Annotated in this window: 11 protein-coding genes and 5 pseudogenes; 5 read left to right on the top strand and 11 right to left on the bottom strand. The window is 69.5% G+C overall.

Annotated elements, in window-relative coordinates; genetic code table 11:
- Window positions 1-762 precede the first annotated feature (762 nt).
- A pseudogene (locus tag ACZ4YL_RS38920) lies at window positions 763-1315 on the bottom strand (NAD-binding protein); the annotation flags it as partial.
- Window positions 1270-1632, bottom strand: a complete 363-nt coding sequence (locus tag ACZ4YL_RS38915) for a hypothetical protein (RefSeq protein ID WP_468123070.1) — start codon at window positions 1630-1632, stop codon at window positions 1270-1272. The gene ACZ4YL_RS38915 and the pseudogene ACZ4YL_RS38920, both read right to left, overlap by 46 nt.
- Window positions 1633-2007: 375 nt before the next feature.
- Here ACZ4YL_RS38915 and ACZ4YL_RS38910 point away from each other — a divergent pair, with 375 nt between their 5' ends.
- Window positions 2008-2664: a class I SAM-dependent methyltransferase gene (locus tag ACZ4YL_RS38910; RefSeq protein ID WP_468123023.1), complete on the top strand. Its 657-nt coding sequence runs from the start codon at window positions 2008-2010 to the stop codon at window positions 2662-2664.
- Here the strand turns inward: ACZ4YL_RS38910 and ACZ4YL_RS38905 are convergent.
- From ACZ4YL_RS38905 to ACZ4YL_RS38895, 3 genes and pseudogenes are all read right to left on the bottom strand, one after another.
- Entirely contained in the window at window positions 2634-3131 is a 498-nt protein-coding gene (locus ACZ4YL_RS38905; protein ID WP_468123021.1) for a hypothetical protein, read from the bottom strand. The two genes, ACZ4YL_RS38910 and ACZ4YL_RS38905, sit on opposite strands and share 31 nt — an antisense overlap.
- Window positions 3128-4393: a molybdopterin-dependent oxidoreductase gene (locus tag ACZ4YL_RS38900; protein WP_468123020.1), complete on the bottom strand. Its 1266-nt coding sequence runs from the start codon at window positions 4391-4393 to the stop codon at window positions 3128-3130. The genes ACZ4YL_RS38905 and ACZ4YL_RS38900 overlap by 4 nt, the downstream gene beginning before the upstream one ends.
- A gap of 369 nt (window positions 4394-4762) precedes the next feature.
- Window positions 4763-4888 (bottom strand): annotated as a pseudogene (locus ACZ4YL_RS38895) (tyrosine-type recombinase/integrase); the annotation flags it as partial.
- A gap of 692 nt (window positions 4889-5580) precedes the next feature.
- Here ACZ4YL_RS38895 and ACZ4YL_RS38890 point away from each other — a divergent pair.
- Complete coding sequence (locus ACZ4YL_RS38890; protein ID WP_468123019.1) at window positions 5581-6834, top strand: IS256 family transposase; 1254 nt, start codon at window positions 5581-5583, stop codon at window positions 6832-6834.
- Between the two features lie 29 nt (window positions 6835-6863).
- Here the strand turns inward: ACZ4YL_RS38890 and ACZ4YL_RS38885 are convergent, their stop codons facing one another.
- Together ACZ4YL_RS38885 and ACZ4YL_RS38880 are read right to left on the bottom strand one after the other, a co-directional pair.
- Window positions 6864-7817 (bottom strand): MerR family transcriptional regulator, encoded by a 954-nt coding sequence (locus tag ACZ4YL_RS38885; RefSeq protein ID WP_468123018.1) that lies wholly within the window; start codon window positions 7815-7817, stop codon window positions 6864-6866.
- Between the two features lie 174 nt (window positions 7818-7991).
- Window positions 7992-8189 (bottom strand): hypothetical protein, encoded by a 198-nt coding sequence (locus ACZ4YL_RS38880; RefSeq protein WP_468123016.1) that lies wholly within the window; start codon window positions 8187-8189, stop codon window positions 7992-7994.
- Between the two features lie 75 nt (window positions 8190-8264).
- On the opposite strand from ACZ4YL_RS38880, the gene ACZ4YL_RS38875 reads away from it, so the two are divergent.
- Window positions 8265-8420, top strand: a complete 156-nt coding sequence (locus tag ACZ4YL_RS38875; RefSeq protein WP_468123014.1) for a hypothetical protein — start codon at window positions 8265-8267, stop codon at window positions 8418-8420.
- A 122-nt stretch (window positions 8421-8542) separates the two neighbouring features.
- On the opposite strand, the gene ACZ4YL_RS38870 is transcribed toward ACZ4YL_RS38875, so the two are convergent.
- Window positions 8543-9310, bottom strand: a complete 768-nt coding sequence (locus ACZ4YL_RS38870) for a transposase (protein WP_468123013.1) — start codon at window positions 9308-9310, stop codon at window positions 8543-8545.
- A 702-nt stretch (window positions 9311-10012) separates the two neighbouring features.
- On the opposite strand from ACZ4YL_RS38870, the pseudogene ACZ4YL_RS38865 reads away from it, so the two are divergent.
- Window positions 10013-10181: pseudogene (locus ACZ4YL_RS38865) on the top strand (helix-turn-helix domain-containing protein); the annotation flags it as partial.
- A 31-nt stretch (window positions 10182-10212) separates the two neighbouring features.
- A pseudogene (locus tag ACZ4YL_RS38860) lies at window positions 10213-10615 on the top strand (cation transporter); the annotation flags it as partial.
- Between the two features lie 396 nt (window positions 10616-11011).
- Here ACZ4YL_RS38860 and ACZ4YL_RS38855 read toward each other — a convergent pair.
- The 3 genes and pseudogenes from ACZ4YL_RS38855 to ACZ4YL_RS38845 all read right to left on the bottom strand — a co-directional run.
- Window positions 11012-12277 carry a hypothetical protein gene (locus ACZ4YL_RS38855; RefSeq protein WP_468123012.1) on the bottom strand — a complete coding sequence of 422 codons (1266 nt, stop codon included), beginning with the start codon at window positions 12275-12277 and terminating at the stop codon, window positions 11012-11014.
- Window positions 12278-12487: 210 nt separating this feature from the next.
- Complete coding sequence (locus ACZ4YL_RS38850) at window positions 12488-13141, bottom strand: LysR substrate-binding domain-containing protein (RefSeq protein ID WP_468123068.1); 654 nt, start codon at window positions 13139-13141, stop codon at window positions 12488-12490.
- Window positions 13142-13219: 78 nt separating this feature from the next.
- Window positions 13220-13561 (bottom strand): annotated as a pseudogene (locus ACZ4YL_RS38845) (helix-turn-helix domain-containing protein); the annotation flags it as partial.
- Between the last annotated feature and the right edge of the window lie 139 nt (window positions 13562-13700).

The raw sequence follows: 13700 nt of genomic DNA, 5'->3' as shown, positions 1-13700 counted from the left end.
ATGGTCACGCCGATGACGGCGTGACTCTCGTCCCCATCCGCTTTTTCTGAGCTTCTCCCGATTGCCCCGCATGCGCCTGGTGTCCGCGTTGACCTCGGTATCGACCCACGTGTGGAAGCCATCCCAATCATCAACGCGAGACCACCTGCCCCCACGAGACGACCCTGACGCGTCCTTCGCCTTCTTGCTGAGCGGGACGCGAGGCCAGACCGCGGATGCCCAGAGCAGCGGTCCGAGCCGCCAGGGGGGCCGGGATGAACCGCCAGATTGTCGGGACTCGGCACGAACTCGTACACCTGGCCCGCGGCCTCGAATTCTGCCAGGAGCGCGGGATCCCATTGCCGGGTGGCTCCGGCCGTCCTTCTTGAGCCGGAAGCCCGGCTGACACGGACGGTCCACTCACGGCTCAGGCCGGAGGCGGACAGATCAGGTTCACGGCTGAGGGCCCCTGCCACTTCGGCGTGCTTGGTGTCCAAGGCCATCCACACCTCAGCGAAGCCGACTCGCCCGTCTGCGTACTCAAGGGAGATATCCGGCATCTGCTGCGTGCTGCCGTCGTCTTGGAGACGGACGCGCACGCCTGTGAACCGTGCCAGGACCCGCCCGACCCGGTACTCGAAGTCGGGAGAGGTCGGCGACGTCGAGCTGCCTGCCCAGGGTCTTCAGCGCCTCGGAGAACTTCGCGTTGAACAGCTCCTGGAACGTGGCCTTGCCGCTCGCCCGCTGGGTGCCGATGGCCTGGGCGACCTTGAACCCGGGTCCGAGGAGTTCTGCCAGCCCGCGACGCGTGGCGGCCAGGACCACGCGGTCCTCCGGCTGAGTACGTATTCCGGGTGCAGGTCCCAGACCAGGCCCGACTGCCGCGGCGGCTCCTCGGCGGGAGCGGAGGCGAGGTCGGGTCGGCGGTCCTCCGGTGAGGCGGTGTCGAGGGCGAGGACCCGCCAGGCGCCCGGGCGGAACGACTCCGCGATGGTGCGGCCCTCCAGGTGCGGGTGGCCGGCCACGTCCACGGCGGCGAAGAGCAGGACCCGCCGCTCCACCGGGATGACGCCGAGGATCTGCCGGCCCATCATCGCCCCGGCGAAGGCGGGGGCGCCGAGGTGCGTCACGCTGCGGCTGCGGGTCAGGGCAGCCGGGTGCGCGGCCCGCAGCGTGCGGTAGACGGCGGTCGCGAAGTCGTCCTCGTACAGGCGAAGCACGGCCCGCAGATTCGGCTCGACGGTGCGGGCGTACAGGGCGGCCTCGAGGTTGGTGGTGTGTCCGAGCTGGTCAGGGCGAGCAGGGAGTGCGCCCAGCCGATGCCCGCCGCGTACGCTCCACCACGCACAGCAGGAGGCCCTCGGCCTGGACCACCCTGCCGGTACCCGCGACGGCACTGGCGGCCAGCGCGGCCGCGGCCGTATCGGCGTCCGAGAGCCCGGTCGTCGAGGAGTCCAGCTCCCACAGGTCGATACCCGGCTCCGCCACCATCGCGGCCTGGTCCAGGAGCTCCTTCAGGTGCCGGCCGAGCTTGCGGTTGTAGAGCCGGATCACCAGCCTCAGCCTCGGGTTGAGCCGGCGTGCAACCAGGGCGGCCCGGACGTTGGTGTCGTCGTCCTCATAGACGAGTGCCAGCGCGGCGGCCCCGGCCACCCCCACAGCGGCCAGTACCTCCTCGTCCGGCTCCGCCGCGTCCAGGATCTGCAGTCCCGCACGGCCGGCGGCCCGCCGCCCGCGGTCCGTGCCCGTGGCAGCGGGACCCGCCCCGGCAGGCCGCGCCCCGGTACCCCAGGGGCGCGGCCGACGCTCGGCTGAGTGTCGCGGGCGGCGGGCGCTACCAGCGTTACCCGCTCCTTGTAGACCTCCCGCAGCTCGGAGGCCGGCCGACGGGCCAGCCCGTCGTCACCGCACACGATCATCCGCCCATCAGGGGCGGGCTGTTGAGGCTGCACCGATATTGAAGACCCATCCGGGGGAATCAACGGCCTGGAGCGCACCGCGGGCGCGTTGTGCGGCGAGACATGGGGGATGACCGCTCATGAACACCGGGCCTGGAGCAGCAGCTCTTACGCGCAGGCGATGCACACCCCGCAGCGCACGCTGTCACTGCGCGATGCGGAGGGCTGGCACTTCCCCCTGGACCTGGAGCGGTGGTGTGGCCGGGCGGACGAGGCCGACCGGACGGTTCTGCGCCGGTGCACCGGCCGGGTGCTGGACATCGGGTGTGGCGCCGGCCGGCTGGTCGAGGCGTTGACGGGGCGGGGCCGCCAGGTCCTCGGCATCGACGTCTGTCCTTCCGCCGTGATCACGACGGTGTGCCGGGGAGGGTCCGCAATGAGCAGGTCCGTCTTCGATGCTCTCCCCGACGAGGGCGGGTGGGGGACGGCGCTGCTGATCGACGGGAACATCGGCATCGGCGGTGACCCCCGACGGTTGCTCCGCCGCGTCCGGGCCCTCGTGCACCGGGAAGGCCTCCTCCTGGTGGAGGTCGCCGCCACTGATGTGGACGAGCGCCGCCGCGTCCGTATCCATGCCGGGCAATGGCCCGTGAGTACCGTCTTCCCATGGGCCGTGGTCGGCGCCGCGGCGCTGAACCGCCAGGCAGCGTCGGAGGGATGGACCGAGGCCGAGCGGTGGACCAGTACTGGAGGCCGTCACTTCGTCGCGCTGCGGGCCTGCCGCTGAGCCCGGCTCCGGCCCCATGTCCGTACGATCAGGACCACGGCCGAGGCGGCGAACAGCGCGGCGGTGATCAGCAGCCACCGGGCCAGGAAGCCGTCCGCCGGGAGGGCGGTCGCGGCGGTGTAGTGCCCGACCTGTTCCAGGATCAGCGGCCACCAGACCAGCAGCAGGACACCGGAGACGAACCCGGGAACGCGGACGTAGTTGACGCTCACCGGTGGCGTGGACCGGCCGTCGTCCGGGCCCCGGGTGAACAGGGCCTGTGCCGCCCGATCGGTGAGCGAGTACAGGGGGAGCAGTACGAGGTCGTGGAGGAGGGCCGCGCCGACGAACCACATGGCCACGCCGACGGTGTCGCCCTCGAACAGGCGCAGTCCGGCGTAGAGGGCGAGGGCGAAGGAGGCCAGGACGAGGAGCAGGTGCAGCGGGGAGGCGCCGTAGCGGCGGCGGAAGGCCGTCGGAGCGCTCATGCCGGCTCTCCGAACGTCAGGCGGGTGACCCATTTGGTGTTGTGCACTCCGGGTGCCCCGGGGACGATGATCCGCGCTGGATAGCCGTGGTCGGACGAGAGCGGCGCCCCGTTGACCCGGAGGGCCAGGAGCGAGCGGCTGTCGCGGACCTGGTTGTCGCGCAGCACGGCCGAACGGAAGGAGCCGCCGCGCTGTACCGACTCCACCAGTACCTCGGGCGGGCGCACGCCGAACCCTACGAGGGCGGCCAGTTCGGTGAGCCGGACCCCGCTCCACTGCTGGTCGGTGGTGGACCAGCCTTCCACGCAGGCGATGGGCAGGGCAGCCTCGTGCTGCGTCATCGCCACCAGCTGCCGGTAGGTGATATCGACCTGCCGTCCGGGGCCGCGTACGGTCAGCCGCCAGGCGGGACCGATGTCGCTGGGCCGGATGCCGACCGAGGCGGCGGTCTTGTTGATCTGGAAGCCGTTCGGGCCCGAGCCGGGGTCCCGGCCGTGCGGTGCCAGCAGCGCGGTCTGCCGCCACCACCCGCCGATGCTCTGCCCCGCTGTGACCACCAGCAGCGCCACCGACCCGAGCCCGACCATGGCCAGGGCGCCCCGGCGCGAGACGGTCGGCGCCGCAGGCCGCGGCGCGACCAGCCCCGCCGCCTCCTCGGTACCCGCCGCGGGCTCCCCGAGACGGCGGCTGACGGCGCGGAGCGCCCTGGGCAGCCGGAACGTCACGTGCACGACGAAGGCGCCGATGAACACCCAGGCTCCGTAGAAGTGCAGGGTGTAGAAGGAGCCGGGGAAGATGTAGTGGAGCTGTACGTTGAGGATGCCGGTGACGAATTCGAAGCCGGCGCCGCCGACCAGGAGGAGAAGGGACAGGCGGTCGACGGCGTGGCTCACCGAGCGGATCGGGGGCCACTCGAACAGCTTTGGAATGACCGACCACAGCTTCGCCAGCAGCACGGGCACCAGCACGACCCCGAGCGTCACGTGGACGCCCTGGGTCAGCCGGTAGAGCCAGTACGGTGACGTCGGCCAGGAGAACAGGTAGAAGCCGAGCCACCCCTTGTCCGGAGTCTGATCGTTGACCGCAGCCAGATCCGGGTTGTAAGCGGCGTACGACAGCAGGCCCGTCACGAACAGCACCGTGATCCCGAACAGCAGGACGAGCCCGAACACGGCGGTCAGCCACAAGCCGCGGAGAGGGCTGCGCCAGAACTCCGGCCGCGCCGGCCCCGGGGGAGGCCCCGCAGACCCTGCGGACTTCACGAGCGCACGCAACCGTGCCACCGGCCCGGGCCTCGTCACCTTGGCGGCAGCAGACTTCCCGGGCGTGGCGGCCCTCCCCGTCCGGTCATCGTCCGACGCGCCGTCGGCGCTCCCGGACGCGTGACCATGCGGGCGCCGTGGGGTGCCGCCCGGCGGCTGCCCGCTGCCGCTCTCACCCATAAGGAATCCTCCGCCCACAGCGTTGCCGAGCCCACCGAACAGCCACTCTCACCGAGAACATCCAGATCAGAGCCGTACAGCACGCGTGACACGGCCAGATACGCCCTCCTGGGCCTGACGAGGGAACCTGTTGACAGGTCATAGGAAGCGACAGCAGAGGCGCCTGACAGGTGGGGACTTTGACCGGTCTTACGAGGCGAGGCCGACGTCGAGGATCTTGGCTGCTTTGCCGATGGAGCCTGGCATGAGGTGGCGGTAGATCTTGAAGGTGATGTCGAGGCTCTTGTGGTCCATCCATTCGGCGATGTCGGTGAGATTGGTGACCGTTCCGATCAGGTAGGCCCGCCTGTTCCCGGCGAGGCTGCCGGTCGCGGACGAGCTGGCGGTTCTTGCCGAGTTGAATGTGCCGGTGACGTGCACCGGCTTGCCCGCGTCGAGCACCGCCGTGAAGCTGACCGGCTCGAAGCCTGGGGCCGCGTGGTCCCGGTCCCGCTGGAACGCAAATTCCAGCTCAGCGCCGACGATCTGCCCCGTGCGCAGATCCTGCCCCAGGACGCACCTCGCCAGCTCGCCGATTCCCAGCGAGGAGAGCGCCTCGGCCAGTTCTGTGGCGAGCACGTAGGGCAACGCTGCCTGGGGATCGCTCCTGCGGGCAGCACGCGCCCGCGCGGACTCCGTCCGCTGCTCCCCGAGGAGGGACTGAACCTGGTCCTGGTGCAGGAAGTATGGCTCTAGCGCAATGCGCGTCATCGACAACGTGATCCCTTTAGCTGGGGCGGACCAGGCTCAGTGCCCGGCAGCGCTGGGATGGTGTGGGAGCAGTCACGGGATGTCCTTGAGTAGGCGGAGGAACTCGTCCACGTCCTGCGGTCGGTCGGTCGGCGAGCAATGCTCAGTACCTGTGGATCAACCTCGGAGGGCATGCGGAGGGCGTACCTTCCCGATTGATCCTGTGATGGTCACCGAGTAGGCCGGCGTTGCGAGCGCCGGTCGGGAAGGCACGCCCCGTGCTCACCGTAGTGAATGACGACGCCTCCACACGAGACGGCTCCTTGATCGACGACATCGTCCGTGAGGGAGCCCGGCGCATGCTCGCCGCGGCTCTTGAGGCGGAAGTCGACGCCTATATCGCCGAGTTGACCGGGGATCGCGATGAGCGCGGCCGCCGCCTGGTCGTCCGTAACGGTCACCACCAGCCTCGGAAGGTCACCACTTCGGCCGGATCGGTGGAGGTCCAGGCCCCGCGGGTGAACGACAGGCGCGTGGATGAGGCGACGGGCGAGCGCCGCCGGTTCTCCTCGGCGATCTTGCCGCCGTGGTGCCGCAAGTCCCCGAGGATCGCCGAAGTACTGCCCCTGCTCTACCTGCACGGCCTGTCGACCGGCGACTTCGTGCCCGCGATGGAACAGTTCTTGGGCAGTTCCGCCGGACTGTCCCCGGCCACGGTCACCCGGCTGACGGCCCAGTGGCAGGACGACCACGCCGCCTTCCAGGATCGCGATTTGTCCCAGACCGACTACGTCTACATCTGGGTCGACGGTATCCACCTGCGCATACGCCTGGACCAGGCCAAAGCCGCAGTCCTGGTCGTGCTCGGGGTGCGCGCGGACGGCACCAAGGAGCTGGTGGCCATGGCCGACGGCTACCGCGAATCGGCCGAGGCGTGGGCTGGCCTGCTGCGCGACTGCGCACGCCGGGGCATGCGCGCCCCGGTCCTGGCCGTCGGCGACGGCGCTCTCGGGTTCTGGAAGGCCCTGCGCGAGGTCTTCCCCGAAACTCGCGAACAGAGGTGCTGGGTCCACAAAACCGCCAACATCCTCGACTCCATGCCGAAGTCCGCACAGCCCGCGGCGAAGAAGGCCCTGCAGGACGTCTACAACGCCGAGGACCGCGAACACGCCGAGCAGGCCATCGAGGTGTTCACCAAGCTCTACCAGGCGAAGTTCCCCAAGGCCGTCACCAAGGTCACTGGCGACCAGGACGAGCTGCTGGCCTTCTACGACTATCCCGCCGAGCACTGGATCCACCTGCGCACGACCAACCCGATCGAGTCGACCTTCGCCACCGTGCGGCTTCGGACCAAGGTCACCAAGGGCGCCGGGTCCCGCGCCGCCGGACTCGCGATGGTGTTCAAGCTGGTCGAGTCCGCCCAGGCCCGCTGGCGTGCCGTCAACGGCGCCCACCTGGTCGCGCTCGTCCGCGCCGGCGCCTGCTTCGAACGCGGCCTGCTCGTCGAGCGTGCCGAGGCCCTCGCAGCCTGATCAGGGGCTGCGAGGGCCGGGCAAGGGGGTTACGCGGTGGTGGGGCTGCTGCTGGTCCCGGCGCGCAGGGCCGCGATGAGCCAGGCGAACACGGGCGCAAGGCTCGGCGGGAGGGGCCAGGCGTTGATCACGGCAAGGAGGTGCCAGTAGCGTTCCGCGCGCGGGTCGTTGGCGGTCTCCAGGCGCGTCAACAACCACTCGCGCAGCTCGCCGTCGTCCGCACGGTTGAAGGCTCGGGCGTAGCGCGCGGTCAGGTCACGGACGACGGGCACGGACTCGGCGGAGGCCGGGGCGATGCCGGCGGCGAGGGCGTCGCCGACCCGGTCGCGGACGGCTTCGGTGAGCTCCTGGTGCAGGCCGGTGGTGTCGCCCTGGGCACGCTCGTTCGCCTGGTGCTCGGCCATCCGTCGCACGGAGGCGCGGAAGGCCGGGTCCTGGGTGAGTTCGGCGAGCTCGACCCAGGCGTCGACCTGCTCGGGTTCGGGGTCGTCGGGCAGCTCGGGCATGGCCGAACGCATCAGGGCCACGAAGTCGGGGTTGGCTTCGAGACCGCCGAAGGTGTCGTCGATGAAGTCGTTGACGAGGCGTCGGCGTTCGTCGTCGGAGAGTTTCGCGAGCTTGTGCATGAGGTCCATCTCCTTGGGAGTAGAGCCCCGTTTGGCCACCGCCCGCAGCACCGCGCGTCGCAGTCGAAGGGTGCGGATCTGCACCTCCAGTGCGTCGGCGTGTGCCGCCGCGACCTCGGGCACCGAGATCTCCCGGTCCAGCACCTGCCGGATGACGGCAAGTTCCAGGCCCAGGTCGCGAAGAGTGCGCACCAGATCCAGGCGTGCAAGCGCGGTGATGTCGTAGAGCCGGTAGCCAGCCGGGCTTCGGCCGGTCGACGGCACGATCCCGGTGTCGGAGTAGAACCGTATGGTCTTGACCGTCAGCCCGGTCCTACGGGCCAGAGCCCCGATCGTGAAGAGTCCGTCGCCGTCCATGCCCCCACCCTTGTGTCTCCCCTTACTGGAGACTCAAGTCATCTTCCCTCCGCCCCACCACCCCACGGGACCGAGACAGCTGCCTCATCCACAGGTCTTGACAATTGCTCCGGTCGGCCTGTGGCGGGTTGCCTCCGCTACTACGGCTCCCGGAGGGGCGCCGGTTGGGGGCCATCAGTAGCCGGTGCCGAGCTTGACCTGGGCCCGCTCTACCTCGTGCCGGTTCTTGAGTTCGGCGAGCCGGGCAAGCTCCTCCGACTGATTGCCGGATGCGGCGCTCGACCGTACGTAGGAGCGGAACTCCTCCTCGTTCCGCTGAGCCCGCCGCAGTTCGCGTTCGCCCATCCCACGCCCGCGGGCGATCAGGTACACGAAGTCCTCGTTGCATAAGACGGAGCCGGGTAATACGGCAACGGGAACTGTCGCACTGAGCTGAAGGTGCGTGCCATGGTGCTGGACCTGCTCTTCATCGGCCTGGTCATCAGGCTCTACCCGTTGTCGATCCTGGCGTTCGTGCTGGTCGTGTCGGCCCCCGCGGCTATTCCGCTGCTGACGCGCGTCGGCCCTTCCCATCGGGCGGTCTCGCACGGGCAGGTGGGGTGACTACGACGGCCCTCCGATTCCTGCGCCAGAACTGCCCCCAACTCGCCTAAAGCCTAAGGCTTGTCCCGTAAATGATCTTTGAGTCGCCCTGGGCAGGGTCGGTCGCGGTGCGATCCGCTGGCCTATCCGGCGAGGGCGAGGTTGTGCAGGCGGGCGATGCCGAGCATGGCGTGGTGGACTCCGTCGCCTTTGAGTCGGCAGTCGCGGAGGATCTTCCAGGTTTTCATGCGGGCGAAGACGTGCTCGATGCGGGCGCGGACCTGCTTGTGGGACTTGTTGTGCGCCTGCTTCCAGTCGGGCAGGTCTTCGCCTTTGCGGCGGCGGTGGGGCATGACGAGTCCGGTGCCGGGATAGCCGCCGTCGGCGATCGTGAGTGTTCTGCCGACGGCGGCTTTGGCGCCGGATTCCTCCCAGGCCTTGCAGTCGTTGCGGTTTCCGGCAAGCGGCCGGCCGACCACGACGACCAGGCGGGTGTCGGCGTCGATGACGATCTGGTGGTTCGTGGAATAGCGGTAGTTCTTGGACTGCTCTGCCACGGCGTGGTCGCGGGTGGGCACCAGGGTGCCGTCCACGATCAGCACGGTGTCCTTGGCGAACCGCTTGCGGGGCTGCAGGGCGAGCATCGGCCCGAGGTGGTCGATGATGCGGTCGGCGGCCGACTTCGAGACCCCGAACAGCGGAGCGAGCTGGCGCATCGTCAAGTTCGTGCGCCAGTACGCCGCCACGAGCAGAGCACGGTCCTCCAGCGGAAGGCTCCACGGCCGGCCCTTGCGGACCGCGTCGGCACCCTCGCGCCGCAACACGGTCACCAGCTTCCCGAAACAGCGCGGACTCAGCCCCGTGAACGGGGCTATCCAAGACGGCTCCGACGCCGTGATCACACCAGCCACACCAAGATCATCTCACCTGTGACCAGCAGTTACGGGACAAGCCTTAGGGGAAGAGTGCGCTGAACTGCGCCGATGTTGTGAGAGATGGGCCGGACGGAAGGGTTGTCATTACCCCGGTGTGGTTTCCGGAAAGGGTTCTTGATCTTGGGGTCGTGTCCCATGTGGGGCACGGTGTGGTCAGGTGACTAGTGGCTGCCATGCTCAACGCCGCCTGTTTCCGGGTGCTGACGCCTTCTGCTCGACGTCTGGGGTGGGTCGTTCACTGCGCAGGCGGCGTGGACGGTGGCTACGGGCTCCGAAGACGGCCAGTGTCTGCTGGTATGCGCGGTGGACCGGCGATCGCGCTGGTCCGTGACTGGCCCGGATCTTCTCTACGAAGTTGGATTCCGGAGGCAAATGAACTCTGGAATCACGCGGCTTCGGTAGCTATTGCGAGACGAGGGCGCGGTGCCTGACCGGTCGTTTGTGCAGGTCAGGCGCCGTTCTCAACTTCTTAGAAGAAGCCGAGCTTCTTGGGGGAGTAACTTACTAATAAGTTCTTCGTCTGCTGGTGGTACAGACGCCGCACCACGGCTGACCAGCCAAAATGGCGGACGCTGGGCCAAGTTCCCGCCTCCTGGCCCGCGAATGGTCCGGATCTTGGGGGGCGATACGAGCAGCGCCAGCGTGGTCAGCAGCACGCCGTATGGGCACGTGCCGCGCATCTCCCGGACCCGGCTGTCGAACCACCTGGCCGGCCTGCGCGACTGCGGTCTTGTCGTCACGGCCGGTCGGCCGCCGCACCCGCTACGAACTCGCCGACGAGCGCCTCGGCCACGCCCTGGACGACTTGCGCACCGCCGTGGTCGCCGTCGAGGCCGACCGTGCGTGAGTGGACGCCGAGGAGAAGGGTTGCTGTTGAGATGGCTGCGGAGATATCCATCGGCCCGGCACCGGCTCGCCGTCACGCCCTCGCGAAGCGGATACGGCTGCTGGTCGCGGCCACCATCACCTACAACGTTGTCGAGGCGATCGTCGCCATCACCGCTGGGGCTATCGCCCCCTCCACTGCGCTGATCGGTTTCGGCCTGGACTCGGTCATCGAGGTCTCCTCGGCCGCCGCGGTCGCCTGGCAGTTCTCCGGCCGCGACCACGCGCCGCGAGGCACGGGAGAAGACCATCCTACGGATCATCGTCTTCTCGTTCTTCGCGCTCGCCACGTACGTCGCCGTCGACGCCGTCCTGCCGCTCCCTGGCACCGGAGAGGCCGAGCGGTCCATCCCCGGCATCGTGCTCGCCGCTCTGTCCCTGGCCGTGATGCCTTTCCCTTGTTAGCGCTCGATGAGCGGCTTGGAACCGCCGGGCTGGGTGCCGGGGAGCGTGCGCCCACTGCACCCTGCGCAAGGGTTCACGATGTCCGGTCGTAGGCACCGGCTGAGGATGGCGGCTTCGGATCGCAGCGGCCGGAGTCCGGAGCTCGGGGCGCAGCAGGCCAGGTGCGTTTGGTCCCGAGGCCGTCGACGATCACCGTCTCCGGTCGTCTCGCCGGTACAGCGGCCAGGTCCGGCTCCGCCTACCCCGCGCAGCGGTACTCGCAGCGGGCCGGCGGCACCAGCTCAAGGCCTCGGGCCGTCGCCTCGGTCTACGGACGGCCGTGGCGCTCGACGGGCTGCCCGGGCGGTGAGGCTGCGGAGCGGGTGCCCTGTCTTCGCCGCACATGCTTCAGGTTGCCGGTGTGGCCGTCGTCTGTTCGTCGGTCAGGCGGGCCCGCCAGTCGCTGACGTAGTCGTCGGGCATGGACGCCAGGCGGGCGATTTCCCCGTCGCTGCGCCCATCGGACCAGGCCAGGATCCGTGTCACGGTGCGGTTCCGTGCCGCGCGGAAGTCCTTGACCATGTTCTCGAGGCGTTCGACTTCCTCGGCTTCGCGGACGAGCTGCTGGTCGACGGCGGAGCGTTCCTCGGCGCGCAACCGGCGCAGATGGGCGTCCAGGCCCGTCAGGACCAGACCCTCCTCGTGCGCGGAGTTCTGGAACCCTTCGGCCAAGGCCGCCAGCACGCAGTCGGGGACGTCGGCGAGGGTGGCCCCGGGGGGCTTGGCCGCCTCCCAGGTGCCCCGACCCGCCTCTGTCGTCTCCAGCCAGACGCGGGCGTCTGTCGGAACACGGTCGCCGCACGCCTGCGCGCGGTAGGCGTACAGGGCGGCACGGTGGCCGTAGAAAGTGAAACCGTCCTCGATCTGCCGGTCGGCGGCGCGGCACATCCGCCCCGGTACACCGCCATAGCCGCTCTCGGGACTGTAGTCGGCGTAGGCATCGAGTTCCGCGTCCGTGGCCAGGCCCCAGGAGGGATCGCACAGACCGGGGTTCATGGCGAGGAACGCGCCGACCTCGACACGCCAGGCAGGGATCGGTGTCGTGCGCAGCCTGGGCCAGCGGAGATCGCCGGAGGGGTCGAAGGTGTGTGTCGCGGCCTGCTCGATGTCGTCCCAGGCGGTGGCGGCCTCGGCCGACCACTCCAGTTCGTCGTCCGGTCCGATGCGGTGGATGGAGTCCACGAGCCGCTGCACGGCGGGGAGTATGCGCAGGGCGAGCGCGTGCAGTTCCTCAGCGGTGAAGAAGCGCCAGGAGCAGCCGCGCTGTTCGTCATGGGTCAGGTGGCCGAGCAGCTGCACCATGCTTCCGGAGGCCGGGACGGCCCCGTCGCCGAGTGCCCTGCGGGGGAGGCCGGGGAGCTGGCTGCCGAGGTCTTCGGACGGGGCCCGCCAGTCGATGTCGCCGAACCATACGGCGCCGTCGCGTGCGTCCACTGCCAGCCACTGGTGGTAGCCCGCACCCGGGCCGTAGCGCTGCTCCTGCTGCTCGGCGTGCTCGTCGTGCCATACGTACTCGCCCGGAGGCGGGTCCAGCTCCACGGCCATGAAGCCGTCCTCGGGGCGGTAGCCGGTGAGGACGCGGGCCGTTCGCGGCGCACTGTCGGCGGCGGTCATGAGGGGTTTCCTCTCGCTGGAACGTCAACCGCCGCAAACGTAGGGCGCCCGCCACACACTAGTTTAACTTTCAGCCACCGCGTCCGGTAGTCGGACAAGCCGGGAGACCTGGCGTCACCACCCGGTCTACGCGCGTGCGGCCGCCGTCAACTTGGCGCATTTCACGTGGGTTCACGCTCCGTTCGCCTCCGGTGGCCGCCCGCCGCAGCCTCATGCGAGCGCGGCCAGCGCTTGCGCGGCGAGCATCTGCTCCAGGTCCAGGACGGCGCGCGGGGCGTGCCGGGTGTCGATGCGGACGGCGTAGATGAAGCGCGTCAACTGCGGCTCGGCCAGGGGGCGGGCCACGACCTGGGTGTTGGCGCGGGGCAGGGCGAGTTGCGGCATGACGGCCACGCACATGCCTGCGGCCACGAAGCCGAGCACGGTGTTGAAGTCGTCCCCCTCGTATTGCAGGCGGGCCTGGAAGCCAGGCGTCTTGGCCATCTGGGAAAGCAGTTCCAGGCGCAGTGCGGCCTCCGGAGCCGCGATCCAGGTCTCGGACGCGAGGCTGGCCAGGTCGATGACCTCCCTGTCGGCCAGGCGGTGGTGTGCCGGGACCACGGCCACCACCGGATCCCGTGCGACCAGCGTCCGGCGCAGCATCCGGGGCGGCGGGACGGGGATGAAGTCGTAGTCGTAGCTGAGGGCCAGGTCCATGTCCCCCCGCTTGAGCCGGTTGTAGCAGGCCTCGGGTTCCAGTTGGCTGAGGCTGACCTGCACGTGGGGGTAGGCCGCGTGGAGTTGGGCCAGCGCTTGCGGAACGATGCTGGTGGCGGCCGAGGCGAAGGCGCCGAGGCGGATCCGTGCGGCCGTACCCGCGCGCATGGCGTCGAGTTCCACCGATGCCGTCGCCAACGCGTTGCGGACGCCCTGCTCGGCGTCGAGAAGGACTTCGCCGGCCGGTGTGGCGCGCACGGGCCGGCGCTCCAGCACTCTCAGGCCCGCGCGGCGTTCGAGTTCGGCGATCTGCTGGGAGACCGCGGGCGCGCTGTAGCCGAGCTCGCGTGCGGCGGCGTTGAAGGAGCCGTGCCGCACGACGGCTTCGAGGGTGGCGAGCAGGCGGGGGGAGTACGCCGCCACGAGCAGAGCACGGTCCTCCAGCGGAAGGCTCCACGGCCGGCCCTTGCGGACCGCGTCGGCACCCTCGCGCCGCAACACGGTCACCAGCTTCCCGAAACAGCGCGGACTCAGCCCCGTGAACGGGGCTATCCAAGACGGCTCCGACGCCGTGATCACACCAGCCACACCAAGATCATCTCACCTGTGACCAGCAGTTACGGGACAAGCCTTAGCTTGACTCTGTCGGGGATCTTGGAGTTGCCGAGGTCAGGTGCCCAGGGTGCGCCAGGATTTTGGCCGGGGGATTTCGCGCTGGTCGAGGTAG

The organism is Streptomyces sp. NPDC030021 (assembly GCF_055574035.1).
The sequence above is the reverse complement of the archived record's forward strand: the minus strand, read 5'-3'. Positions and strand labels throughout refer to the sequence as shown.

What these genes read in the sequence shown, in the direction of transcription:
- ACZ4YL_RS38855 (WP_468123012.1), bottom strand. Translation starts at nt 12,277, where the DNA reads ATGACCGCCGCCGACAGTGCGCCGCGAACGGCCCGCGTCCTCACCGGC.
- ACZ4YL_RS38885 (WP_468123018.1), bottom strand. Translation starts at nt 7,817, where the DNA reads ATGGACGGCGACGGACTCTTCACGATCGGGGCTCTGGCCCGTAGGACC.
- ACZ4YL_RS38905 (WP_468123021.1), bottom strand. Translation starts at nt 3,131, where the DNA reads ATGAGCGCTCCGACGGCCTTCCGCCGCCGCTACGGCGCCTCCCCGCTG.
- ACZ4YL_RS38875 (WP_468123014.1), top strand. Translation starts at nt 8,265, where the DNA reads ATGGTGCTGGACCTGCTCTTCATCGGCCTGGTCATCAGGCTCTACCCG.
- ACZ4YL_RS38850 (WP_468123068.1), bottom strand. Translation starts at nt 13,141, where the DNA reads ATGCGCGCGGGTACGGCCGCACGGATCCGCCTCGGCGCCTTCGCCTCG.
- ACZ4YL_RS38910 (WP_468123023.1), top strand. Translation starts at nt 2,008, where the DNA reads ATGACCGCTCATGAACACCGGGCCTGGAGCAGCAGCTCTTACGCGCAG.